Origin of the sequence: Rhizobium sp. WYJ-E13, from assembly GCF_018987265.1 — a bacterium.
Lineage (GTDB): Bacteria > Pseudomonadota > Alphaproteobacteria > Rhizobiales > Rhizobiaceae > Rhizobium.
The window spans coordinates 998,777-1,023,109 of record NZ_CP076854.1; the positions used below are offsets into that span (position 1 = coordinate 998,777).

The window sequence follows — 24,333 nt, forward strand, 5'->3', positions numbered from 1 at the left end:
GGCCGCTTTCGACCGGCTCTATGATTGCCTCCAGGAAAAACCATGAGCCAACGCTCCTTCACGACCGTCGAAAATCAGTGGATCACCTTGAAGGACGGCACGCGGCTCGCCGCACGCATCTGGATGCCCGATGGCGCGGAGAAGGATCCCGTGCCGGCCGTCTTCGAATTCCTCCCCTATCGCAAGCGCGACGGGACAAGCCCGCGTGATGAATCCACCTACCCGGTCTTCGCTGCAGCCGGGATTGCCGGCGTTCGTGTCGACATCAGAGGCTCCGGCGAATCCAGCGGCATCATCGATGGCGAATATACCGAGCTCGAGCTTGCCAACGCCTGCGAGCTGATCGCCTGGATCGCAGCGCAACCCTGGTCGAACGGCTCGGTCGGCATGATGGGTATTTCCTGGGGCGGCTTCAACTGCCTGCAGGTCGCAGCCCTGAAGCCCCCGGCGCTAAAGGCGGTGATTTCAATCGCTTCCACGGTCGACCGCTATAATGATGACATCCACTACAAGAACGGCTGCCATCTCTCCGCCCAGCTCTCCTGGGCGGCGACCATGCTTGCCTACCAGTCCCGCCCGCCGGATCCGGGCATCGTCGGCGACGACTGGCGCGATATGTGGTGGCAGCGCCTGGAGCAGGAACCCTTCTTCATGGAAGAATGGCTGGAGCATCAGCGCCGTGATGATTTCTGGCGGCATGGGTCAATCTGCGAAGATTTCGCGGGCTTCGATATTCCCGCCATCGTCATCGCCGGCTGGGCGGATGGCTATCGCAACACGCCGCTGCTCGCCGTCGAGGGTCTCGGCGAGAAGGCGAAGGCGTTGATCGGCCCATGGATCCACAAGTATCCGCATTTCGCCTGGCCGAAGCCGCGGGTCGATTTTCATGGCGAGGCCACCGCCTGGTGGAACCGCTGGCTGCGCGGCGAGCGAAACGGCGCCGAGACCATGCCATCCTTACGCGCCTATATTCTCGATGCCATAAAGCCCGCCATGCGCCGCGAATTCGACCCCGGATTCTGGATCGCCAAGCGCAGTTGGCAGCAGCCGGACATGCAGTGCTTCTATGTCGAGCAGTTCGGCTCCTTGATGGAAGGCATGCCGATCCCACATGCGCCGGAACATCCCGTTTATCTGCGCTCGCCGCTCGATACGGGCACGGCCTCGGGCGAATGGTTCACTCTGAAGCCGGATGCGGAACTGGCGATCGACCAGCGCCTCGATGACGCCGGATCGCTGACCTTCCAGACCGCTCCGCTGGTCGAGGACCATGATTATCTCGGACGCCCGGCCGTCACATTGACGCTCAGATGCGACGCCGAAACCGCCAATCTCTGCGCAAGGCTCGTCGATGTCCATCCAGACGGCACGGCAACGCGCGTCTCCTTTGGCGTGCTCAATCTCGCTCATCGCAATGGCAATGCTGCACCGGAGCCGCTGAACAAGGGGGAACTGACAACCATTACCATCACGCTCGATGCCTGCGGCTATCGTTTCCGCAAGGGGCACCGTATCCGCCTGTCGCTATCAACGGCCTATTGGCCGATGGTGCTGCCACCGCCGGAAGATCCGGGGCTGACGATCGACATCGCCTCCATCGGTCTAGCTTTGCCCATGCTCGGCGCGCATGAGATCATCGACATCAAGCAACCCGACAATCCCGATCCCCTGCCGAAATATATCGAACACGCACCCGCCTCCACAAAACGGCAGGTGGTGCGCGATCTCCAGGCCGGCGTCACGCGCTATGAAATCCATGAGGATACCGGCCTTTTCGAGCATCCCCGCACCGGTCTTTCCACTCGGCAGTTTCGCGAGGAAACCTGGTCAATCGCGCCGAACGATCCGCTATCGATGACGGGCCGATCCACCTGGACCTGCGACATGCAGCGTCCTGGCTGGTCCGTCACAACGGTTGCGACAGCATCAATCCGTTGCACGGCAACACACTGGATCATCGCCGCCTCAGTGATCGCCCATGAAGGCGGGATAAAGATCTTTGAGAAGGATTTTGGCGAGACGGCAATCGCCCGTGATCTGATGTAGCCGTCAGCGCGATGCGAAGAGCCGCGCCGCCTCGCATACCGCCTTGAAGCCTGCCCGGGCACCTTCGCTCATGTGGCGCGCGCGCAGCCACGCATGCACCATCTGCGGTTCCTCCCGGAACCAGACCTCTACGCCGGCCTCCGCAAGCCGGGCAGCGTAGGCTCGTCCGTCGTCTCGCAACGGATCGAACCTCGCCACTGTGATGAAGGCAGGCGCAAGCCCTTCGACCGATACCGCGTGAAGCGGCGCGGCGACAGGATGGCGCAGCGGTGCCTGCAGAACGCTGCGATAGTAGGCGACGTCAGCCGTGGTCAGGCCCGGCGCATTTGCCATTTCAACATAGGAACCCTTCTGCAGGTCGCCACCCAGCGCCGGATAGACGAGGATCTGGCCGGCGATACCAGGCAGGGCCTCCTCCAGCGCCCTGATGGCGAGCCCCGCCGCCAGATTGGCGCCAGCGCTATCGCCGATGATGACGACCTTGCTACCGGCGGACGACAGCAGATGCTTCAAGACAAGGAAGCAATCCTCGCTCTGCGCCGGCCAGCGAAACTCCGGCGCCAGCCGGTAATCGACGGAAACGAGTTCGGCGCCGGCAAAATCGGCGATTTCAGCGCAGATCGAGTGATGGCTTTCGAGCGAGCCGACAACAAAGCCGCCGCCATGAAGATAGAGGAGAACGGTTGAGGTGGTTATTGTCCTTGGCCGATAGCGGCGGATCGGTATCCGCAGCACCATGCCATCGGCATAGACCATCCCCTGCGGCAGCGCATGGTCAAACCGCGCACAGAGCGCGTCATACCATTGACGTTGCTGCTCGATCGATGCCTCGGCCGCATCCGGCGGATAAAAGCCTTCGCAAATATCAAGGAATTCTAAAATGCTCTCTTCTGTGGGCATCGGTCGGTCGATCGACATAAAGATCCTTCCGCGTGCTCGCAAGATGCTGTCGAGGTGCCGACAAGCTCGCCGATACTGCATCATGCACGCGCTCCGCCACGACGCCTGTCTTGCTGCGACCCCTGGTGTCGCCGGCAAGTCCGCCCCCGAAAAACAGGCCGGCGTGAGCGCCCGGAACAACCGATGTCGGCAAGGCGATAGCGTGCAATCATCAAGCTGGTTATCGTGAAGCGATAACCGCGACCCACGCCGCCCGGAGGATCACTCATGCGACGACCAGTGCCGCTTCTGAAAGGGATAATGGATCTGATCGGCGCTCGCCGAGCCAGACTAGGACCCATCGGTGATAGCCGGTTCTCTCAGGCGAACTGGTGGCGGACACATCCGTAGCCTCTTTTCACCCCCCAACGTGAGCAGCATCGAATATCATGGCCCGTCCCAATATTCTCATCATTATGGTCGACCAACTGAACGGTACACTGTTTCCAGACGGGCCGGCCGATTTCCTGCATGCGCCGCATCTCAAGGCACTCGCTGCCCGTTCGGTCCGCTTCGCCAACAGCTACACGGCAAGCCCTTTGTGCGCGCCGGCGCGCGCCTCCTTCATGTCGGGCCAATTGCCGAGCCGGACGCGGGTCTATGACAATGCGGCCGAATTTGCCTCCGACATTCCGACCTATGCGCATCATCTCAGGGCAGCCGGCTATCACACTAGCCTGTCGGGCAAGATGCATTTCGTCGGACCCGACCAACTGCACGGTTTCGAAGAACGTCTGACGACGGATATCTACCCGGCCGATTTCGGCTGGACTCCCGATTATCGCAAGCCCGGTGAACGCATCGACTGGTGGTACCATAATCTTGGATCGGTGACCGGCGCCGGCATTGCGGAAATCACCAACCAGCTCGAATATGACGACGAGGTCGCCTATAACGCAACCCGCAAGCTCTACGACCTGTCGCGGCGACTAGACGAGCGTCCCTGGTGCCTGACCGTCAGTTTCACCCACCCTCACGATCCCTATGTCGCCAGGCGCAAATTCTGGGATCTCTATGAGGATTGCCCGGCCCTTGACCCGACCGTTTCGGCCCTGCCGTTCGAGGAGATGGATCCGCATTCGAAGCGCTTGCTGGAAGCCTGCGACTACAAGGCCTTCGACATCACTGCAGAGCAGATCCGCAAAGCAAGGCGCGGCTATTTCGCCAATATCTCCTACATCGACGAGAAGGTCGGAGAGATCCTTGACGTATTGGAGCGCACACGGATGCGGGAGGACACCGCCATCCTGTTCGTCTCCGACCACGGCGACATGCTGGGCGAACGCGGTCTCTGGTTCAAGATGTGCTTCTTCGACGGTTCCGCGCGCGTGCCACTGATGATATCGGCGCCGGGCTGGCAGCCTGGCCTAATCGATCAGCCCGTCTCCACGCTTGATGTCACGCCTACGCTTGCCGGGCTTGCCGGGCTTGATATTTCTACGATTGCCCAGTGGACGGATGGCGAGGATCTGGCACAGCTCCTGCACGGCAGCAAGGCACATGGTCCGGTCCTGATGGAATATGCCGCTGAAGGATCGATTGCACCGCTTGTGGCCATTCGCGCCGACCGTTTCAAACTGACGGTCTGCGAAAAGGACCCGCCTTTGCTCTTTGACCTCCTTGCCGATCCCCACGAACTCTCCAATCTCGCAGGTGATCCAGACTATGCGGAAACGCTGGACGCCCTGCTTTCTCAAGTCCATCTCCGGTGGAATCTATCAAGCTTTGATGCGCAGATCCGAGAAAGTCAGGCCCGTCGGTGGGTCGTCTATCCCGCCTTGCGGGAAGGGTCCTACTATCCGTGGGACTATCAACCTCTGCAGAAGGCCGCCGAGCGATACATGCGCAATCATATGGATCTGAACGTCTTGGAGGAGAACCAGCGATTTCCTCGCGGCGAATGACGGTCAGGAGGAACAATCGCGACGCCCGGACACTGCCCCTTCGCTCCGGCTCCTGAGCGGTCGTCGCTTTCAGGCTCCTCCTCCATGGGCCGACGGTCCCCACGTCGTGGGCGTCACCTAGCTGCCGTCTCACACGCTGGCGATGAGGCCACCATCGACCCTGATGACAGAGCCTGTCATATAGGAAGCGCGCGCGCTCGCCATGAAGACGACGACATCGGCATATTCTTGAGGATCGCCGTAGCGGCCAACGGGGATTGACGCGGTGCTTGCCGCCGAGATTTCTTCGACGGCCTTGCCCTCCCGCTTTGCCTTCTGCTCGTCGAGGAAGGTAATGCGTTGCGTGGCCACACGACCAGGCAGCACGACATTGACCGTCACGCCATCGCGGCCGACTTCGCCTGCGAGCGTTTTCGACCAGCCGAGGAGCGACATGCGCAAGGCGTTGGAAAGTCCGAGATTCGGAATGGGCGCAACGACGCCCGAGGATGTCGAGGTGATGATGCGGCCCCACTTCTTTTCACGCATCTTCGGAAGAACGGCATCGCTGATGGCAATGATCGACAGTACCATGCTGTCGAAATATTTGCGCCAGCTGTCAGCACTCTGGCCGGCAACGAGCGTCGGCGGCGGGCCGCCGGTAATGTTGACGAGGACGTCGACCGAACCGAGTTGCTTTTCGATGGCAGCGAGATTGGGTGCGATCACATCGAGATTGGCGAGATCCCACGCCAGAGCCATCGCCGAGCCGCCGGCCGTGCGGATGTCGGCAACCGTCTTTTCGGCCGCTTCCGCGTTAATGTCGGCGACCGCAATCTGTGCGCCCTCGGCGGCAAGCGTTTTCGCTATCGCTCCACCAAGCCCACCGCCTGCCCCCAGAACAAGAGCCGTCTTGCCTTTCAATTCCAAATCCATGGTCTGTTTTTCCTTTCCATTATCGTCGATTTTTTCGACGCCCGATCAGCCGGCCATCCAGCCGCCGTCGACCATCAGATTGACACCGGTGATGTAGCTCGCCATGTCGCTGGCGAGAAAAACTGCCGCGTCTGCAACGTCGCGCGGCTCGCCGAGCCGCGGCCAGGGGGTGCGCCGGCGCGAATAGTCGAGGGCGTCACGATCGTTGGCGACACCCGGCTTGCCGGTGATGATCTTGCCGGGGGCGATCGCATTGCAGACGATACCTGAGTGAGCGTGATCGACGGCAATCTGCCGGGTCATCTGGACGATCGCCCCCTTACTGACGCCATAGGGAAAATCACCGGGGCAGGCGACCATGCCGTGTTGCGACGAGATGTTGATGATGCGGCCACGTGCTTCCGCGACCGGTTCCTGCGTCAAGAATTGCTGGACCGCCCGCTTGCAGCAGTAGAAAAATCCGGTGACGTTGACCGCGATTACCCGTTCCCATTGCTGCGCCGTCGTCTCCAAAAGGTTCGTCGAGGTGTAGATCGCAGCATTATTGACCAGGATATCGAGACGGCCGAAATTGGTGACTGTATCGGCAACCAGTCTATCGACCTCAGTCCAAAGGGAGATATCGGTCTTGACGAAGATCCCCTTGCCGCCGGCTGCGCGGATAAGGGAGAGCGTCGGCTCGCCGCCTTCGACCGGCATCTCGGTGATATCGGCAAGCACGACCGCTGCACCTTCCGCGGCGTAGCGAAGTGCGATCGCGCGCCCGAGACCGGAACTCGCACCCGATACGATGGCAACCTTTTCGTTCAACATGGGCATGGACATTCCTTCAGGCGGCATGACGGACGATTTGGCCGCGGTTGGGCAAAAGAAGGGCACCGTCGCGCACGATGCGTTCGCCGCGCAGGAAGACGTCCGTCAGGTATCCGACGGTGCGCCGGCCTTTGAAGGGCGTATAGCCGGCACGGGTCGCCTGATCGGCATTGGAGATCGAAGTCGAGCGATTGAGGTCGACGACGAGAATGTCGGCATCGCAACCGACGGCAATCGATCCTTTCGAGCCGCCGAGCCCGAAGCGCCGGGCCGGATTGTAGGCGCAAAGGCGTACAAGCGCCGAAAGATCGATCAGCTTCTCGGCCACCAGATCGAGCATGACGAAGAGCAGCGTCTGCAGGCCCGGCATTCCGCCCGGAATATCGGCAAAGGCTGGATAGGTAGCGGACTTCTCGGCCCTGGCATGCGGGGCATGATCGGTCGCCATGATGGTGATCAATCCTTCCGAAAGCGCATGCCGCAGCGCCTCGACATCTCCTCGGTCGCGAAAGGGCGGCGATCCCTTGAGGTCTGCACCAGCCTGACCCGCATAGTCATCGGCCGTGAAGTAGAGGTTCTGCGGGGTCGTTTCGACGGAAACGTCAGCGAGATCGCGAAGCCGGCGCCAGACTTCGATCCCGCGTTTCGAATTGATCTGGCGCACGTGCACAGGGGCACCGGTTTCTGCTGCAGCCAGAACCGCACGGGCAATGCCGCCGGCTTCCGCGAGCGGCGGCCTGCTATCGAGAAAGGCCGAAATGCCCTTTCCGCCCCGCCCTGCACTTGCCTCCAGAATTGACTGATCACCCGGGGAAATGCCGATTACCGGACCGGCTTTCGCCAGCCGGCGCAGCATTTCAGTCACGGCGTGGAGACTATCGAAGCGAAACTCCTTCGGCACGTCGGCCGTGAATAGCTCCAGCGAGACGGGCGAAAGCGGCAACAGTTCCTCCAGCGCCTGATTGCTCTTCGAGACGACGGCCTGAAATCCGACATCGACGTTCAGCCGTCCGGCAGCGCTCGCCATCTTCTGCGACAGTTGCGCGGCAGTTGCCGTCCATGGATCGTCGGTCGGCATGTCGAGGATGGTGGTGACGCCACCAAGCGCTGCCGCACGCGTACCGCTCTCAAAATCCTCCTTCTGCGTCAGGCCGGGTTCGCGCAGATGCGCATGGGCATCGATCAGCCCCGGCAGAAGCTGCATTCCGCTCGCATCGACAAAGGAGCGCGCCATCGCGGTGTCGCCGGGAGCAAGCAGGGCAGCAATCCTGCCGTTGCGGATGCCGATATCAGCGCATATTTGCCCGTTGGCATTGATCAGCGTCCCGCCGGTGATCAGTAGGTCGAACATGCCGGCCTCCCGCTCTACCACAAGCCCGCAAGACGCGGCTCTTCATGGGTGATGACTTCCAGAAGGGATGCCTGTCCGCCTTTGACCCGGTCGAGGGCGTCAAGCAGCGCCGGGCGCAGGTCTTCGGGTTCGCTGACGCAAGCCCCGTAGCCGCCGAGCGCCTCGGCGATCGGTGCATAACTGCCGGTTATCCGGTTGGCGCCATATTTTTCCGTCGCGACCGGCATGCTTTTCGCGTAGCCCCCGAGCACATTGTTGCGCAGGACGATCGTCAGCACCGGCAGGTCGCAGCGCACAGCCGTCTCGAAATCGATGCCGACCATGCCGAACGCGGATTCCCCCATCAGATTGACGACCGTGGCCTCGGGCCGCGCGAGCTTGGCGCCGATCGCAAAGCCGAGGCCGCTGCCGAGCTGGGTCGTCTTGCCCCAGCCGATATAACTGCCGGGCACGCTCGCCACATAAAAAGGGCAGAACTGGTCACGCGGATTGCCGGCGTCATGAGTGACGATCGAGGTTACCGGATCGAGCGCCTGCATCAACTCCCAGACCACCCGATAGGGCGAAATCGGCCGGCTCTCCGACGTCAACAGGGGCATCCATCTCGCCATGAAGGCCGCACGCACCTCAGCAATTTCCGCTGTCGGGTCGGGACGTTTGCCAAGCTCCAGGCCTTCCTGCCGGATATGGGCGATCATCTGTTTGAGGACCGAGCCGACGTCGCCGATCACCCCTTGCGCGACTGCGTAGTCCTTGCCGAGGTCGGCCTCGTCGAGCGTTACCTGCAGGATGATTTTATCGTCCGGGACGGGCAGGATGTAATAGGAGCGCGTCAGGCTGCTGCCGAGCGCAAGCACCACGTCGGCCTTGTCGAGAAAATGATCGACGGGGGCCGGGCGTGCCCGACCGGCTGTCCCTAGCGCCAGCGGGTGGTCCTCCGGAAAACCACTCTTGCCGTTTGGCGTCGTCATGACGGGGATGCGGAGAAGTTCGGCAAACTCGACCAAATCTCTTGTCGCCGACGCCGACAGGATCCCCTGCCCTGCCAAGATGATCGGGTTTTCCGCCGCAAGCAGGGTTTCGACGAGAGCGGCCACTTCACCATCATTGGCCTGTGGCACGCTGCGGCGCGGGCGCCGGTGATCGGAGGGCTGCGCGTCGAGGCTTTCGGCCAGAAGATCGACCGGCAGCTCGAGCAGGACAGGTGCCGGCGGCCCATTTCTGACACGTGATATCGCCGCGTGCATCAGCTTCGGCAAGTGGGTGACCTGTGTTGCCGCCTCGCACCATTTGGTGATGTGACGAAAATTGCGGCGGGATTCGAAATTTGGAGAGACCGCCTCCGAGCCGCGCGGATAGCCGGTCGGCAGGAACAGCATCGGCACGCGGTCGTTAAAGGCCTGGGCAATGCCAGCAAATGCGCTTTCCGCGCCAGGACCATACTGGACGGTCACGACCGCGAGCTCCTTGCCGGCGGTGGCGCGCGCATATCCTTCGGCGATATTGACGGCAACGCGCTGGGTGCGGGCAATCAGCGGCGGAATGTCGAGTGCTGCCGAGGCATCGAAAAGCTCGCTTGCCGGAAAACCGATGATCTGCTTGACGCCTTCTTCCTTAAGGACCCCTGCGACATAGTCGGCGCCGCTCATCCTTGTCGTCTTCGCCAGAAGGTCGTCATTGGCCATTGCATGCGTGCCGTCAGCCATGATGTTCGATCCAGTAGCGGGCAATGTCCTCGCGCCGCATGAAGGCAGCACCGGGCGTTTTCCTGACGTGTTCGATGACGTCACGCAGGCCGGACGCGCGATTGGGTTGTCCCATCCAGCGGGCATGCACCCCAATCGTCAGCATACGCCCGCCCGTCTCCTCGGCCTCGCCAATCATGTAGTCGATGGCCGAGCGGCAATCCTCGGCAAAGTCGCGCGGATTGCTGTAGCCCGGTGCGATCAGATAGCGGCTATCGTTCAAGGTCTTCGAATAGGGCACGACAAGAAGGCGCGTTCCCTGATGATCGAGAAAATAGGGAAGATCGTCGTTGCAAGGATCTGAATAATAGAGGAACCCGCCCTCCTCGACGATCAGGTCGCGCGTATTGACGCTCGGAAACGAGCGGCAGTTCCAGCCGAGCGGCCGTTTGCCGGTAAGCTCCTTGTAAAGCGCGATCGCCTCGTGGAGCTGACGCTCCTCCTCATCCCGCGGCATGGTGGAATATTCGCTCCAGCGCAGGCCGTGTCCGAGGAGGTCGTGGCCGCGCGCTGCCATCCATTCAACGACTGCTGGGTTTTTCTGGAGCGCCACAGCACAGGCCGAGACCGTCACGGGGATCTCGTAGCGGTCAAAGAGACGCGCCAGGCGCCAGACGCCCGCGCGGCTGCCATATTCGAAATGGGTCTCTGTCCCGAGATCGCGGACCGGTGGGCTGTTGGGGATATTGTATTCGCCCCAATTGTCGTTACGACCGTCGTCCAGCCAGGAATATTCCGCGCCTTCCTCATAGTTCAGGACGAGGTTGATCGCGAGCCTGACGCCACCAGGCCAGGTGATGGATGGTGGCATCGGTCCATAGCCGACGAAATCGCGCGTCTGGTCGTTGGCGGAAACGCTCATTGTCTTTCCTCCCCCTGCATCTCGTTGTCCTTGATCCAGTCCATGTAGTCGTGGAATGCCTGCCTGGCGGGCCGTGGTCGCCAGGCGGTATCGCGGACGATGCGGGCGATGTCGTAGGCGCCCCACATACCGTCCTTCAAAGCGACGTCCTGGATGATATTCGCCGTCTCGACGGGGCTGATCTCAACCTGAAGTCCAGGCGAGCGTTCGCTTGCCCAGTTGATCACGTCGCCGATCGTCGCGGTTTCCCCGCTGCCGATATTGTAATGGCGATAGTGCAGGCGCTCGGCCGAGAGCAGCGCCATGATCGCGTCGGCGACATCGGCCGAATGGACATAGTCGCCGACCGGCTCCAGGCTATTAGGCCTTATAACCTCGCCGGTGAGCGCCATATGGGCGACGCGGTTCGGCACATGGCGGAAGTTGCGACTGCCGGTTGCGCGGTCCATCGGCCCGTAGACCGAGGCAAGCCTGACGGAGACTGCCGACAACCCGAAAAGATCGGCATAGCGGTTGACGACCATCTCGGCGGCGAATTTGGAAATGCCGTAAAGCGTCAGCGGCGCGACATAACCGTCCTCCGGCAGCGGTTCGCCGCTCCAGTCGGGTCCGTGATGGCGGTAGACCGAACCGGAGCTGACATAGACGAAACGCTTCAGCCCCTTGTGCGTGCGAGCCCATTCCAGGATGCGCACCGAGCCCATGAAATTGACGTCGATGATGCGTGCGGGATCTTCCGCTTCCGGCTGGAGCCTGGCTTCCGCCGCACTGCCGCGCGAGATCGGTGTGACGGTCGCGCCATGCACGACATGGGTTATATCATACATGTCAAGGGCAGCCTGCCACTCTGCCGGATCGCAGATATCGGCGGTAATCACGCCGAGCCGGTCTCGCACCGGTGCAAAATAGCGTTCCGCCATGGCATCAAGACCGGCCCGGTCGAGAATGACGACACGCGCCGTCGGGTCACGCTCCAGCCACGTTCTTGCAAGCACGCTCATGACAAATCCGGTTCCGCCGGTCACCAGTAGGGTCATTTCAAGATCCGTTCGAAGGTCTCAACAACAGCATGTCAGCGCGTCGCATAGCCGCCGTCCACGAGTAGATCGGTGCCGGTGACGAAGGAAGCATCCGCCGAAAGGAGAAAGGCAGCAGACGCGGCAATCTCATCCGGCTGAGCGATGCGGCCGAGAAGATGGGCCGGGCCGAGCGCAGCACCGGCGGCGTCGAGGTCGGGAAAGCGCTGCAACAGCCGCGGCGTGGCGACCGCACCGGGCGACAGGGAATTGACGCGAATACCGTCGGCCGCGTGATCGACCGCCATCGCTTTGGCAAAATGCACGAGCCCGGCCTTGGCCGCGCAATAGGCAACCGCCTTGCCGACGGCGACATGGGCAAATTGCGAGGCGATGAAGACGACCGAACCCCCGCCTGCCGCAATCATCGCCGGCAGCGCGTATTTGCTGACGAGAAAAGCGCCCGTCAGGCTGACGCCGATTTCCAGCTGCCACTGTTGCTCGGCAAGGTCGATCACGGTGCCGTCGCGCGAGGGTGCTGCCGCGTTGTGCACCAACCCGTCGAGGCGGCCGAAGCGCGCCAACCCGATCTCGACGGCTGCCTTGACGGACCGGGCGTCGGTCACGTCGCATGCGGCGCCGATCGCCGATCGGCCGAGCGCCTCGGCGAGCGCCAGAACATCTGCGCTCGCTTGGTCGAGGCAGATCACCGAAGCGCCTTCGGCGACACAGCGCCGGGCGATTGCCGTGCCGATACCGCTTGCCGCTCCGGTGATGAGCATGACCTTGCCGCCAAGGCGGGCTGCGGAGCCGCTCATGACGCGAGAACCTTCGAAAGCGCCTGCTGCGGCGGGAAGGGACGTTCGCGCGCGATGAATTGCCCGCGGCCCGGCTCGGCGAGCACCTTGCCGTCGTCCCAGACGATATCGCCGCGCGAGATCGTCATGATCGGCCAGCCCTTGATGGTCTGCCCTTCATAGGGTGTGTAATCGGTATTGTGGTGCAGGGCCGAATTGGTGATCGTCACCGAGCGGGCCGCATCCCAAATCGCGAGGTCGGCATCGGCGCCGAGAGCAATGCGGCCCTTGCGGGGATGAAGGCCGAAAAGCCTGGCCGGTGCGCCGGCCGTCAGATCCGCAAATTTCTGAAGCGACATCCGGCCACCGTTGACACCGGCCGAAAACAGCAGCGGCAGGCGCGTCTCGATGCCCGGAATGCCGTTCGGGATCCGGTGAAAAGGCGTATTGGGGCCGCCGGCAATCTTGTCCGCATAGTGCCAGGGCGAGTGGTCGGAGGTGAAAACCTCAAGCGTCCCGTCCAGGATGCCGGTCCAGATGGCGGGCTGGTTGGATTTATCGCGCGGTGGCGGTGTGCAGACGCATTTGGCGCCCGACAGGTCATGCGTGTCGATATCGTCTGCCGACAGGAAAAGATATTGCGGGCAGGTCTCCGCATAGATCGGCAGGCCACGTGCCTTGGCCCGGCGGATTTCCTCGACGGCCCCGCCGGCCGCGACGTGGCTGACGAGAATGGGCGTCTCGATCAGCTCGGAAAGGCTGATCGCCCGGAAGGTCGCCTCCCGGTCGCCGATTTCCGAATGCGCCTTTTCATGATAGCGAAGCTGCGTCTTGCGTGCTGCGATGAATTTTTCCGTCAGCCAGCGGATGCAGGCATCGTTTTCGGCATGCACCATCACCATCGCGCCTTGAGCGCGGGCAAGATCGAGAACGTTCAGTACCTCGTAGTCGTCGAGCTTTAGGCCGTCATAGGTCAGATAGATCTTGATCGACGTGCATCCCTTGGCGATCAGGCCGGGGATCTCTTCTCGTAGGACCTCGGCGGACGGGTCGCCGACAATCAGGTGAAAGCCATAATCGATACGGGCCTTCGGGCCGGCGCGCTCATGGTAGTCCTCGACGATCGCGCGCAGCGACTGGCCGCGCATCTGCATGGCGAAGGGCACGACGGTGGTCGTGCCGCCGCAAAGGGCCGAGAGCGTGCCTGTATTGAAATCGTCGGCCGTCGACTTCCCCTCCCATGGCTGCTGGTCCATGTGGCAATGTGTGTCGACGCCGCCGGGCAGGACGAGGCGGCCTTCGGCCCGGACCTCGCGATTGGCTTCTCCAAGATCCTCATCGAGAGCAACGATCAGCCCGTCGCGAATGCCGATGTCGATCTGCTTCGTCGCATCAGGCAGCACGACACGACCGCCTCGGATAACGAGATCAAAGGGGTGTTCGGACATCATTCGCATCCTCCCGGTTCGAGGCAGAGTTTGGTGCCGCCCGATCGCTGGCGCGACAGGTTGAGGCAGGCGGCGACGGCGACAAGAAATGCGCCGCCGCCGAGTAGCAGGAAGAGCGCCTGCGGGGCAAACCGGTCCATCAGCCCTGCAGCAGCCCCGGGTGTCATGATGTTACCGATCGAATAAAGGAGCAGCAGCCCTCCGGACGCCGAGACCATGTGGCGGCTGTCGAGCTGCGAATTGGCATAGGCGATGGCGACCGGGTAGATTGTCAGCGCGACGGACCCGTAGGCGAAGAACAGTCCGAGAAGCAGGATCTGCGGATGCGAGCCGGGCCAGGCGATCGCGGCGCAGAGCCCGGCTGCGACCAGGCCTTGAACGAGCAGCAGGATGCGCCGGTCGATGCGGTCCGAAAGCCATCCGACGGGCGCTTGCGCGAGCATGCCGCCGAGGCTGAAGGCCGTCACCAGCGTGACGGCCGAAGCCGCATCGATCCCGACGCGTTCGGCATAGATCGGTGTCATCGTGTAGACATTCATGTTCGTCATGCCGGCCTGAAACACGCCGACGACGGTGACCGGCGCGAGGGCTGCCAGCTGCCAGACGCCGAAGCAATGCCTCAACTGGACGCTTCCCGTCCCCTCTGTTTCTGCAGCCGCCGACACGCGCAAGGCTGGCCAGGGTGCGCCGACAAGGCGGGCGTAGGCTAGCCCGCATAGGATGACGCCGAGCACGATCTCAAACAGATGCGGAGAACCCGGTCCGGTGGCCTCGACGAGTAATTGCGCAGACAGGGTCGCAAGCGAGGTCATCAGCATGTAGAGGGAGAAATAGGCTCCGCGGTTCTTCTGGTCAGCATAGAGGTTGATCCAGCTCTCGGCGACGACGAAGAGCGTGGCGATGGCAAAGCCGTTGATCAGACGCAGGCAGAACCAGACAGCTGGTGCCTGCGTCAGCATGTAGCCGCAGGCACCGAATGCTGCGAGTGCGGCGACAGCCAGAAAGGCGCGCTCGTGGCCGTAGCGGCCGACCAGCAGGCGCGCAGACAGGCATCCGGCGAGAAAGCCTATGGGGAACGCCGTCAGCAAGAGCTGCACGACCTGGGGATCGATCGCCGGGTCGCTCAGATGCAACGAGACGGTCGTCGTTAGAAGCGAGTTGCCGGTTGCGACGATTAGGATGCTCGCCATGACATGCAGGATCGCACGAAACCTTGCCGTCTTCGGCTGGAGGCCGGCAACCGCATTATCGGGAGGGACCATTGCTCACGCCTTTCCCGGGCGCACCAGCACCGAGGGACGGGCTGCAAGCTCGTCCTCGTCGATGTGGCAGGCAATTTCGTGCGTATCAGACATCCTGCGCAACGGTGGGGCAACGGTATCGCAGATCGAGCCGACCTTGCGGTGGCAGCGCGTTGCAAAGCGGCAGCCAGCCGGCACGTTGATCGGGCTCGGCGTTTCACCTGAAAGCCGGATCCGCTCGCGCGGCGCCTCGTCCGGATGGGGGCTGCGGATCGCCGACAGCAACGCTTCCGTATAGGGATGCGCGCCTTCACCAAAGACTTCCTCGACCCTCCCCTGCTCCATGATCTTGCCGAGATACATGACCACGACCTTGTCGGCGACGTGGCGCACAAGTGACAAGTCATGGCTGATGAACAGCATCGTCGCGTGTTTTTCCCGCTGGATGTCGAGGAGCAGCGTGACGATGGCGGCCTGGACCGAGACGTCGAGCGCGGAAACCGGTTCGTCGGCGACGATCAGGCTGGGATCGGCCGCGAATGCACGCGCAATCGCGATACGCTGCTTCTGGCCGCCCGACAGCTGGCTCGGCTTGCGATCGGCGACGGCAGGTGACAGACGCACCATTTCCAGAAGCTCCTGCACCCTCTTCTCGATCTCGGCCTTGCCTTTGCGGATGCCGAATTTCTTGATCGAGCGGCGGATCGAAAATGCCGCCGGATGCGACGGGTTGAGCGTGCTGTCCGGGTTTTGGAAGATCATCTGGATCTGCTGCAGCATCTTGCGGGGCCGCTCACGAGCCTGCAGCTCGGCGATATTGTCACCCGCCATGCGGATCTCACCAGACGTTGCCTTGTCGAGCCCGGTGACGATGCGTGCGAGCGTCGACTTGCCGCAACCCGATTCGCCGACAAGCGCGACGATCTCGGCCCTGGCCGCATCGAAGGAGATCGCTTCATTGGCCTTGACTGTCTTCTGATAGCCGATTGCGTAGAGCCGGCTGACCTCGGACAGCGCAATCGCGGTCTCAGGCTCGCCACGTTCATTGTGCCGGGGCGCCGGCGCCTGCGACACATCGGGGATCTCCTGCCAGCGCGGGCAGCGCACCAGATGACCCTCATCCGCCTCCTCGAGCCTCAATCCTAGCTGATCGCACTGCCCGGCAGAAAAACTGGCGCAGCGCGGAGCGAAGAGACAGCCGACGGGCCGCTCCGAGGGGAGCGGGATATGGCCGGGAATGGCGGCGAGCGCGCGGCTGCGCTTGTCGCTGGCAATGTCGGGAATGCAATCGATCAGGCCACGAGTATAGGGGTGTCGGGGCCGACGGAATACCTCGCCCGTCGTCCCCTCCTCGACCATCTCGCCGGAATACATGATGCCGAGGCGATCACAGCTTTCGGCAATCAGGCCGAGATTGTGGGAGATGAAGAGCAGGCTTGTGGAATAGCGCTGGCGAAGCTCCGCTATGAGATCGATGACCGCTGCTTCGACGGTCACGTCGAGGCCGGTGGTGGGCTCGTCGAGAAGCAGGAGCGAAGGTTTGGCAAGCAGCGCCATGGCGATGACGACGCGCTGCTGTTGACCACCCGACAGCTGGTGCGGGTAGCGCTTGAGCATGTCGCCTGGATCGGGAAGGCGCACATCGGCGAGCATCGCCTCGGCCATGGCGATCGCCTCGGCCTTCGTAGCGCCGAGATGCAGGAGCGGCACTTCGGCAAGCTGGGCTCCGATCGTCTTGACCGGGTTCAGCGCGCTCATCGGGTCCTGGTAGACCATGGCGACCTGACGCCCCCGGATCGAGCGCAGATCCCTGGCCGAGGCGCCGACGAGTTCCTTGCCATTGAAGCGGATGCTGCCATTGGCGATCACGCCGGTATTGCCGAGGTACCCCATGATCGCCATGGCCGTCGTGCTCTTGCCGCAGCCCGATTCACCGACAAGGCCATAACTTTCGCCCGGCTTGACGCAAAAGGACAGGTCGGGAATGGCGACCACCGTCTCGGACTTGCCGCGAAACTCGATGCGCAGGTTCCTGATATCGAGGACGGGTGCCTGATCGGTCATGGGCGTGATGGACATGGCCGCTCCTTGAAGATGGGAGGCGAGAATGTTCATGGCTTCCAGGCCTCCCGCATACCGTCGGCCAGGAGATTGAAGCCGAGGACCAGGGTGACGAGAGCAAAGGAGGGAATAAGCGACATGTGCGGCCAGACGTTGAGAACGGTGACGCTCTCCTTGACCATGCCGCCCCAATCCGGGTTCGGCGGCGGCAGGCCGAGCCCGAGGAAACCGAGGATGCCGATGGTGATGATCGTGTAACCGATGCGCAGACAGGCATCGACGATGAGCAGGCTGCGGCAGTTCGGCAGAAGCTCGACGAGCATGATGTAGATCGTGCTCTCGCCGCGCAATTTCGCCGCCGAGATATATTCCTGTTCCTTCAGGCCGAGCACGAGGCCGCGGGTGATGCGGCCAATGCCGGGTGCCGAAGCGATCGTCGTCGCGATGACGATATTGAACACCGACGGCCCGATATTGGCGATCAGGATGACGTAGATGACGAGGACCGGGAAGGCCAGGATGATGTCCGAGAAACGGCTGATCAGGGCATCGATCCAGCCGCCGCAATAGCCGGCGATCATGCCGATCGTGATGCCGACGACCATCGCCACGGCAACCGACAGCGGCGCAACGGAGAGCACGGTGCGGGCACCGAAGATCAGCCGCGCCAGCACATCGCGCCCGAGAATGTCCGTTCCAAGCCAGTGGGCGGCCGACGGATAGGGGTTGGCCATGGCCATGACGTCGGAATCCGTCGGCGACGGCAAGGGCAAAATTGGCGCCAGAAGTGCCGCCAAAACCCAGAAGAGCACGAGTGCGAGACCGACAAGTGCCGTGCGCGAATGGAGAATACGCATCCAGCTCGGACGGGCGGTGCGTTTGGCGGGTGCTGTAACTTGAGCAATAACGTCCTGTAAGGCCATGATTATCTCACCCGGATGCGAGGATCGAGCAGCATGTAGCCAAGGTCGCCGAGCAGCTGCGTGACGACGGCGACGGCGACGGTGATGAGCGTGGCGGCCTCGAGCGTGGCCATGTCGCCAAAGAGGCTCGCTTCGAGGATGAGGCGTCCGAAACCCGGATAGGCAAAGACGAGTTCGGTGACCACGACGCCGCTGATCAGAAAGTTGATCTGCAGGAGAAGCACGGTGAACGGCGCGATCATCGCATTGCGCAGCGCATGGGAAAGCACCATGCGGCGGGTGCTCATGCCTTTGAGGATGGCCGTGCGGATATAGGGCCGTTCCATGACGCCGATCATCGAGACCCGGATCATGCGGGCGACATAGCCGAAATCGTAGATGACAAGGACAGCGACCGGCAGGACGAACTGGTAGGGAACCGCCCATCCACCATCGCTGTTGAGCGGGCTCGTTCCGGGCAGGATCGGCCAGAGGATGACGAAAAGTGTCACCAGGAAAACGCCTGAAGCAAATTCCGGGATGGAGGTGAAGGTGATGCAGATAACCGAGAGCGTGCGGTCGAGCACGCCGCCTTCCCTGAGCCCCGACAGGACGCCGAAGACGATCGACAGCGGAACGATCAGCAGGAAAGCAAGACCTGCGAGGATCGCCGTGTTGCCAAGCCGATCCCAGATGACGTCGTTGACCGGAAGCTTGTTCAAGGTCGAATAGCCGAAATTGCCAAAATACTGGGCACCGCGCGGATCCTTGAAGTTCAGGCCGGTGGCAGGATCCTGAAGCGGATCGGGAATGGCGCCGACAAGCACGCCGAGCCAGCGGCCATAGCGCACGAGAAGCGGATCGTTTGCCTTGAGCTTCTCGGTGAGCAGATCGACCTGCTGCTGGGTTGCGAAGGGACCGAGCGATTTGCGTGCCACGCTGCCCGGCGTAAATTCGCAGACGGCAAAGACGAGAAACGAGGCGCACAGCATCGTCAGGATCATCATCGCCAGTCGTCGGAGGAGAAAATTCGCCATAGCCCAAGGTATCCGAGGTCTGCGCCGGCACCCGACCGCGCAAGCGCGGCCGGATTCCGGCTTAAGATTAGGCCGAGATCGCGTATTGATGCGCGAAGATATATTGCGAAGGATGGAGTTCGAAGCCCTTGACCTTCTTGTCCATGACGGTCGAGAAGACTCGCCAGAACGGCTGAACGATCGGACCGTCATCCTGCATGATCGCCTCGATCTTGGCCATGACCTTGCTGCGCTCCTTCGGATCGAGGATGCCCTCGGCCTCGGTCAGGAGCTTATCGAAATCCGGATTGGAATAGTTCGATTCGTTCCATGCAGCATTCGACCGGTAGGCAAGAGACAGCGTCATGATCGCCAGCGGGCGGTGGCCCCAGGCGGTCAGGCTGAAAGGCGCCGTCGTCCAGACTTCCCAATATTGGGCGCTCGGCAGCGCCTTGATGTTGATCTTGACGCCGATGTCGGCGAACTGCTGGGCAAGCACCTGGGCGGTGTTGAGTTCCCAGATCGGATCGGGGCGCGTCACCATGTCGAATTCGAAGCCGTCGGGATAACCGGCATCGGCAAGCAGTTTCTTGGCCTTTTCGATATCGCGCGGATATTTGGGAAGGGCGGCGTATTCGGGATGTGACGGCGCCACGTGATGGTCTTCGGCTGGCGCGCCGGCACCGAGAAGGGCGGTCTGGATCACCTTGTCGCGATCGATGGCATAACGCATGGCCTGGCGCACGCGCTTGTCCTTGAACTGCTCGATATCCGGGTGCATGCGCGCGACCACGGTCTGGGTCGTCTCGACCTGGTAGACGGCGACATGCGGGAAATTCTTCATCGAATTGATCTGTACGGCGTCGGCTTCCGACAGACCATCGACCTGTTTGGAGGCCATCGCCGCGATACCGGCGCCCGGATTGTCGCCGAGGTCGACATATTCGAAGGTGTCGAGATAGGGACCCGTGCCCCAATAATCGGTTCGCGCCTTGTATTTGGCACCCTTGCCGACCGTATATTCGGTCATTTCGAACGGACCGGTGCCGTTGGCGTCGGGGCCGAAGGCGCCGTTATCGGCCGGATCGAGAATGAACATCGGATAGTGGTAGAGATGCTCGGGTACGGCGATCTGCGGCGCGAAGCAGTTCAGGCGCACAGTGTAGTCGTCGACCTTCTCGATCGCGTTGTCGGCCCAGAGCTTGCTCGACTTCTTCGCATTGCCCTTTTCGTCCTTCTCGCCTGTCTCGTATTCCTGCACGAGATAGCCGGTGAAGAGACCGAGCACCGAGGAGCCGACGTTCGGATCACTGACGCGCTTCAGGTTCCAGACGACGTCGTCAGCCGTCAGCGGCTTGCCGCCCTTGCGCCACTTGACGTCCTTGCGGATGTGGAGAGTCCAGGTTTTCAGGTCGTCGCTCGCCTCCCACTTTTCCAGAAGATAGGGATGGGTGATGTTGTTACGGTCGGTAAAGGTCAGATATTCGCAGACCTGGCGGATAACGTTGGATTTTTCCGCGAAATCTGCCAGATGCGGATCCTTGATTTCCATGCAGCGCATGCCGATGCGCAGGTTTCCGCCCTTGGGCATGTCCTCGGCCTGCGCACCGGCGCCAGGCATGGCAACACCGGCCATGGAATAGGCGGCTGCCGCTGACAGGCCAAGCAACGTCGCCTTGCGCAGGAAGTCGCGTCGGCCGATCGTGCCGGATGACATTTCTTCGACTAGTGTCGGGATATAGGAATGCTGTGTCTTGTCCACGGTAGTCATCTCCAGGTTCGCGCTTTAACTGTTCCCAATTCTTGTTGGTCGGGCCGCCTGGCAAGCTTTGCTCCCAGAACCAGCCGCAGCGGGCTTTTTGCCCGTCATCCATCCGTCTCCCTAAAAATTAGAACGGGATGAATGTCTGTGACATGCAGTGAACCGACATGTTTTCTGCGTGAACCGACATTGTTCAGGTGATGGTTACCTCCCTGCCCGCCTTTCGGGCTGCTGCCGGGCTCTCGCCAAAGCGTGTCCGGTATGAGCGGCCGAAATGCGAGGCCGACTGATAGCCGCAGATCTCGGCGATCTCGCCGACCGAAAGCTCCGTATAGGTCAAGAGCTCACGGGCGCGGGTCATGCGAAGCTCGATATAGAAACTGCTCGGGCTCTTGCCGAGATTGGCATGAAAAAGCCGTTCGAGCTGCCGCAGCGACAATGCCACGCTGTCGGCGAGATCGGAAATGTCGAGCGGATCGCCGAGACTTGCCTCCATGCGGCGGACCGCAAAGGCAAGCTTGGCGTTCCTGATGCCGAACCGGTCTTCCGGCGACATGCGCTGGACGTCGTCTTGGCGTCTGATGCGTGCGTGATTGAACTGGTCCGAAATCAGCGATGCGAGTTCCCGGCCTTCGACGGCGGCAATGAGGTAGAGCATCATGTCGAGCGTGACGGTGCCGCCCGATGAGGTCAGAAAACGGCCGTCGATCGCGAAAATGTCGTCCGTGGCAAGACAGTTTGGAAACTCGCTGCGGAAGCTTGCAAGCGACTCCCAGTGAACAGCGCAACGCCGTCCCTCCAACAGGCCGGCCTTGGCAAGGAAAAAGACCGCGGTACTCACGGCTCCAAGTACACAGCCCTCGGAATGAAGGCGCCTCAGCCAGGCAAAGACATTGGCATCATAGGCATCGGCATAATTGATGCCGGCGCAGAGGATGACGACGTCGCAGCGTGGCGCCCTGGCAATCGGCGCATCGGCGTCGAAGCCGAGACCACTGCTCGAATTGACGCGGTTTCCATCGGCCGACAGGATCATCCACTCGAACGCCTTTCGCTTCACCAGACGATTGCCCTGTCTGAGCGAATCGAGCGCCGCGGCAAAGGTCATGAGCGGGAAGTCCGGCACAAGGTAAAAGCCGATCCGGATCGGGCGTTGGCCCTGCGCCAGCTGTTTCAGTGAATAGCTTTGCTCCGTCATCGACAAGCTCCATCGCATCGCTCGATCGGTGCCGGTCGGATCTCCCGATGCTTCCCAGCGAGCGGCTAATCGGTAAACAGCCAGCGCATGAAGCGCTCGCGCACGCGGTCGATATGGATCGCCATGGCCTGACGCGCCTCTTCGGGCTTCTTGTCGGCAACCGCCTCCAGGACAGCAATGTGTTCAAGCGCCTGCTGCTCGAAATTCTTTTCCATGCGAACGACGTGGGCCATCCGGGCTTTGTCGCGAAGGTTGCGGATATGTTGCGCCAGCAGCGGCTTGCCGCTGGCATCCGCGATGAACAGATGGAATTCGTCGTCATATTCCCAGAACGGATCGAAGTCCAAGCTCGGATCAGCGGCGATCGCCCGGCTCTTTTCCAATATGGCATCGACACTGCCGGGCGTGCTGCGATGAGCAGCTTGTGCAGCAGCCTCGCCTTCGAGAAGGCGGCGGATTACGAGGATCTCCATCAACTCTTCGATCGCCACCTGCCTGATGACGATGCTGCCATTCGACAGACGCGATACCAGCCCTTCACCGACAAGGCGGTTGATCGCCGCTCTCAACGGCGTGCGTGACGCATTGATTTGTTCGGCAAGTTTTCGCTCGGTGAACACATCGCCGGGACCGAGCTCACGGGCGAGGATCAGGCTTCTCAGGTATTGATAGGCCTGCTCGGAGATTTTTGTCTGATCACGTCCCGCAGGGAGGTTTGTTTCGTCCGCCACTTTCCGTCCTTGAGAATTTCCTCGCCCATCTTCTCATAGACGATGAAACCACGCCATGCAATCCCAGCGGGATCCCGCTGGTTTATTCATCGCTCGTCTCCGGGATTTGCGCTTTACAAAGATATTTTTTTGTCGCTAACTTCACGCCGTGCCCCAGTGGTATCCCAGTGGGATTTATATGGAGTTGATGTGAGCAGGATTGTCCAATTGCTTAATCAGGCCGATTTCTCGGATTTCGGCGATGTCATCGAGCATCGAGGCGATCAGCGCAGGCGAGCCCTTTCGATCGACTTCACACATGATCATGGCGATATGCGCCGGGCTTTCTGGGTGTCGAAGGTGGTCGAGGCGACAGACCTTCCGGCGCAGGTCAGGTTCCTGGAACGGCATCCCTTTTCCGATCAGGCGTTCGTTCCGCTGCGCGATACTCGCTTCCTCGTCGTCATTTGCCCGAGTAATTCCGACGGAAGCCCCAACCTCGATCAAATCCATGCCTATGAGGCAGGTCCCGGTCAGGGCGTGATCTACAGGCGTAACGTCTGGCACGCCCCGCTTTCCGCCCTCACCGCGCCTGCAGAGTTTTTCGTGACGATGGGGATCACCGACAAGGCAGCGAACGACGAGTTCTACGAATTGCCGACCCCTATCGCGATCAAGCGGGAGGCCTAGGGATGGAACCTGTGAGGCACCTGACGCGGGATTTTGTCGGCTACGGCGCAAAAGGCTACGATCCCAAATGGCCGAACGGTGCCCGTCTGGCGCTGAACATCGTCCTAAACGTCGAGGAAGGCTCCGAGCCTTCCATCCCAGACGGCGATGCATCCAGCGAGGCTGCGCTGACCGAAGGCGGTTCAGGCTCGTTTGCGGGCCGTGATCTCGCCGCAGAATCGATGTTCGAATATGGAAGCCGCGTCGGATTCTGGCGGCTGGCGGGATTGCTGGAAGAGCGCAGTCTGCCGGCGACCGTCATGGCATGCGCCTTGGCGCTCGAACGAAATCCCGAGATCGCCGGTTATCTGCGCGCGAGCCGGTTCGACGTCTGCGCGCATGGCTGGCGCTGGGAGCACCATCGCGGCCTTTCGCTGGACGAGGAGCGCGCGCGTATTGCCAGAACCGCGCAAAGCATCAGGAGCTCGATCGGCACGGCGCCGGAAGGCTGGTATTGCCGATACGGTCCAAGCGTCAATACGCGCGAGCTGCTGGTCGAACATGGTGGATTCTCCTACGACAGCGACGCTTACAACGAGGAGCTGCCTTATTGGGTCAGGGTCGGCGACCGTAACCACCTAATCGTTCCCTACAGTCTTACAAACAACGACGCCAAGTTTATGCGCGGTGCAATGGCGACCGCCGACCAGTTCTTCCAGTTCCTGCGCGACGCATTCGACTTCCTGTATGCCGAGGGCCGACACGCGCCGAAAATGATGTCGGTCGGCCTGCACTTGCGCATCGCCGGGCATCCCGGTCGGGCCGCCGGGCTGCAGCGCTTTCTCGATCATGTCTCTCGCCACGACGGCGTCTGGATCTGCCGCCGCGCCGACATTGCCAGGCACTGGCACCGCTACCACCAGCCGTCATAATCAACA

The 24,333-nt window shown here is 61.7% G+C and carries 20 protein-coding genes; 4 read left to right on the forward strand and 16 right to left on the reverse strand.

Going from position 1 to position 24,333, the window contains the following annotated elements:
* The first annotated feature begins 42 nt into the window (after positions 1-42).
* Entirely contained in the window at positions 43-2,046 is a 2,004-nt protein-coding gene (locus KQ933_RS26135) for a CocE/NonD family hydrolase (protein ID WP_216760699.1), read from the forward strand.
* 3 nt (positions 2,047-2,049) lie between these two features.
* On the opposite strand, the gene KQ933_RS26140 is transcribed toward KQ933_RS26135, so the two are convergent.
* The gene (locus KQ933_RS26140; RefSeq protein WP_216760700.1) at positions 2,050-2,964 is read right to left on the reverse strand and encodes an alpha/beta hydrolase; all 915 of its coding nucleotides are present in this window, start codon (positions 2,962-2,964) and stop codon (positions 2,050-2,052) included.
* Between the two features lie 410 nt (positions 2,965-3,374).
* Between KQ933_RS26140 and betC the strand changes: the two genes are divergently transcribed.
* Positions 3,375-4,889, forward strand: a complete 1,515-nt coding sequence (gene betC / locus KQ933_RS26145) for a choline-sulfatase (protein WP_216760701.1) — start codon at positions 3,375-3,377, stop codon at positions 4,887-4,889.
* Positions 4,890-5,018: 129 nt separating this feature from the next.
* Here the strand turns inward: betC and KQ933_RS26150 are convergent, their stop codons facing one another.
* From KQ933_RS26150 to KQ933_RS26220, 15 genes are all read right to left on the reverse strand, one after another.
* A complete protein-coding gene (locus KQ933_RS26150; protein WP_216760702.1) occupies positions 5,019-5,804 on the reverse strand; it encodes an SDR family oxidoreductase in 786 nt (261 codons plus the stop codon).
* Between the two features lie 45 nt (positions 5,805-5,849).
* Positions 5,850-6,623: an SDR family NAD(P)-dependent oxidoreductase gene (locus KQ933_RS26155; protein ID WP_216760703.1), complete on the reverse strand. Its 774-nt coding sequence runs from the start codon at positions 6,621-6,623 to the stop codon at positions 5,850-5,852.
* 10 nt (positions 6,624-6,633) lie between these two features.
* A complete protein-coding gene (locus tag KQ933_RS26160; protein ID WP_216760704.1) occupies positions 6,634-7,968 on the reverse strand; it encodes a dihydroorotase family protein in 1,335 nt (444 codons plus the stop codon).
* A gap of 14 nt (positions 7,969-7,982) precedes the next feature.
* Positions 7,983-9,674 carry a thiamine pyrophosphate-requiring protein gene (locus KQ933_RS26165; RefSeq protein WP_216760705.1) on the reverse strand — a complete coding sequence of 564 codons (1,692 nt, stop codon included), beginning with the start codon at positions 9,672-9,674 and terminating at the stop codon, positions 7,983-7,985.
* Positions 9,667-10,575, reverse strand: a complete 909-nt coding sequence (locus KQ933_RS26170; protein WP_216760706.1) for an allantoinase PuuE — start codon at positions 10,573-10,575, stop codon at positions 9,667-9,669. Before KQ933_RS26170 ends, KQ933_RS26165 begins: the two co-directional genes overlap by 8 nt.
* Positions 10,572-11,612 carry an NAD(P)-dependent oxidoreductase gene (locus KQ933_RS26175; protein ID WP_216760707.1) on the reverse strand — a complete coding sequence of 347 codons (1,041 nt, stop codon included), beginning with the start codon at positions 11,610-11,612 and terminating at the stop codon, positions 10,572-10,574. The genes KQ933_RS26170 and KQ933_RS26175 overlap by 4 nt, the downstream gene beginning before the upstream one ends.
* A gap of 35 nt (positions 11,613-11,647) precedes the next feature.
* On the reverse strand, positions 11,648-12,409 hold the full coding sequence (locus KQ933_RS26180) for an SDR family NAD(P)-dependent oxidoreductase (RefSeq protein WP_216760708.1): 762 nt from the start codon (positions 12,407-12,409) through the stop codon (positions 11,648-11,650).
* Positions 12,406-13,836: a dihydropyrimidinase gene (gene hydA / locus KQ933_RS26185; protein ID WP_216760819.1), complete on the reverse strand. Its 1,431-nt coding sequence runs from the start codon at positions 13,834-13,836 to the stop codon at positions 12,406-12,408. Before hydA ends, KQ933_RS26180 begins: the two co-directional genes overlap by 4 nt.
* A complete protein-coding gene (locus KQ933_RS26190) occupies positions 13,836-15,098 on the reverse strand; it encodes an MFS transporter (protein WP_216760709.1) in 1,263 nt (420 codons plus the stop codon). Before KQ933_RS26190 ends, hydA begins: the two co-directional genes overlap by 1 nt.
* Before the next feature lie 3 nt (positions 15,099-15,101).
* Complete coding sequence (locus KQ933_RS26195) at positions 15,102-17,192, reverse strand: ABC transporter ATP-binding protein (protein WP_216760710.1); 2,091 nt, start codon at positions 17,190-17,192, stop codon at positions 15,102-15,104.
* Positions 17,189-18,061, reverse strand: a complete 873-nt coding sequence (locus KQ933_RS26200) for an ABC transporter permease (RefSeq protein WP_216760711.1) — start codon at positions 18,059-18,061, stop codon at positions 17,189-17,191. Before KQ933_RS26200 ends, KQ933_RS26195 begins: the two co-directional genes overlap by 4 nt.
* A gap of 2 nt (positions 18,062-18,063) precedes the next feature.
* Positions 18,064-19,077 (reverse strand): ABC transporter permease, encoded by a 1,014-nt coding sequence (locus KQ933_RS26205; protein WP_216760712.1) that lies wholly within the window; start codon positions 19,075-19,077, stop codon positions 18,064-18,066.
* A gap of 67 nt (positions 19,078-19,144) precedes the next feature.
* Entirely contained in the window at positions 19,145-20,827 is a 1,683-nt protein-coding gene (locus KQ933_RS26210) for an ABC transporter substrate-binding protein (RefSeq protein WP_253958424.1), read from the reverse strand.
* A 184-nt stretch (positions 20,828-21,011) separates the two neighbouring features.
* Positions 21,012-22,016, reverse strand: a complete 1,005-nt coding sequence (locus KQ933_RS26215) for a GlxA family transcriptional regulator (protein ID WP_216760714.1) — start codon at positions 22,014-22,016, stop codon at positions 21,012-21,014.
* A 65-nt stretch (positions 22,017-22,081) separates the two neighbouring features.
* A complete protein-coding gene (locus tag KQ933_RS26220) occupies positions 22,082-22,747 on the reverse strand; it encodes a GntR family transcriptional regulator (RefSeq protein ID WP_216760715.1) in 666 nt (221 codons plus the stop codon).
* 189 nt (positions 22,748-22,936) lie between these two features.
* Here KQ933_RS26220 and KQ933_RS26225 point away from each other — a divergent pair, with 189 nt between their 5' ends.
* Entirely contained in the window at positions 22,937-23,416 is a 480-nt protein-coding gene (locus KQ933_RS26225; RefSeq protein WP_216760716.1) for an ureidoglycolate lyase, read from the forward strand.
* A gap of 2 nt (positions 23,417-23,418) precedes the next feature.
* Positions 23,419-24,327, forward strand: coding sequence for a polysaccharide deacetylase family protein (locus tag KQ933_RS26230; RefSeq protein ID WP_216760717.1), 909 nt, complete (start codon positions 23,419-23,421; stop codon positions 24,325-24,327).
* Positions 24,328-24,333: the final 6 nt, after the last annotated feature.

Bases quoted from the DNA above. Each gene is read 5' to 3' on its own strand.
- KQ933_RS26195 (WP_216760710.1), bottom strand. From the start codon at position 17,192: ATGAACATTCTCGCCTCCCATCTTCAAGGAGCGGCCATGTCCATCACG.
- betC (WP_216760701.1), top strand. From the start codon at position 3,375: ATGGCCCGTCCCAATATTCTCATCATTATGGTCGACCAACTGAACGGT.
- KQ933_RS26165 (WP_216760705.1), bottom strand. From the start codon at position 9,674: ATGGCTGACGGCACGCATGCAATGGCCAATGACGACCTTCTGGCGAAG.
- KQ933_RS26200 (WP_216760711.1), bottom strand. From the start codon at position 18,061: ATGGCCTTACAGGACGTTATTGCTCAAGTTACAGCACCCGCCAAACGC.
- KQ933_RS26150 (WP_216760702.1), bottom strand. From the start codon at position 5,804: ATGGATTTGGAATTGAAAGGCAAGACGGCTCTTGTTCTGGGGGCAGGC.
- KQ933_RS26215 (WP_216760714.1), bottom strand. From the start codon at position 22,016: ATGACGGAGCAAAGCTATTCACTGAAACAGCTGGCGCAGGGCCAACGC.
- KQ933_RS26180 (WP_216760708.1), bottom strand. From the start codon at position 12,409: ATGAGCGGCTCCGCAGCCCGCCTTGGCGGCAAGGTCATGCTCATCACC.
- KQ933_RS26190 (WP_216760709.1), bottom strand. From the start codon at position 15,098: ATGGTCCCTCCCGATAATGCGGTTGCCGGCCTCCAGCCGAAGACGGCA.
- KQ933_RS26160 (WP_216760704.1), bottom strand. From the start codon at position 7,968: ATGTTCGACCTACTGATCACCGGCGGGACGCTGATCAATGCCAACGGG.
- KQ933_RS26170 (WP_216760706.1), bottom strand. From the start codon at position 10,575: ATGAGCGTTTCCGCCAACGACCAGACGCGCGATTTCGTCGGCTATGGA.
- KQ933_RS26155 (WP_216760703.1), bottom strand. From the start codon at position 6,623: ATGCCCATGTTGAACGAAAAGGTTGCCATCGTATCGGGTGCGAGTTCC.
- KQ933_RS26205 (WP_216760712.1), bottom strand. From the start codon at position 19,077: ATGGCGAATTTTCTCCTCCGACGACTGGCGATGATGATCCTGACGATG.
- KQ933_RS26140 (WP_216760700.1), bottom strand. From the start codon at position 2,964: ATGTCGATCGACCGACCGATGCCCACAGAAGAGAGCATTTTAGAATTC.
- KQ933_RS26135 (WP_216760699.1), top strand. From the start codon at position 43: ATGAGCCAACGCTCCTTCACGACCGTCGAAAATCAGTGGATCACCTTG.
- KQ933_RS26175 (WP_216760707.1), bottom strand. From the start codon at position 11,612: ATGACCCTACTGGTGACCGGCGGAACCGGATTTGTCATGAGCGTGCTT.
- KQ933_RS26210 (WP_253958424.1), bottom strand. From the start codon at position 20,827: ATGACTACCGTGGACAAGACACAGCATTCCTATATCCCGACACTAGTC.
- KQ933_RS26230 (WP_216760717.1), top strand. From the start codon at position 23,419: ATGGAACCTGTGAGGCACCTGACGCGGGATTTTGTCGGCTACGGCGCA.
- hydA (WP_216760819.1), bottom strand. From the start codon at position 13,836: ATGTCCGAACACCCCTTTGATCTCGTTATCCGAGGCGGTCGTGTCGTG.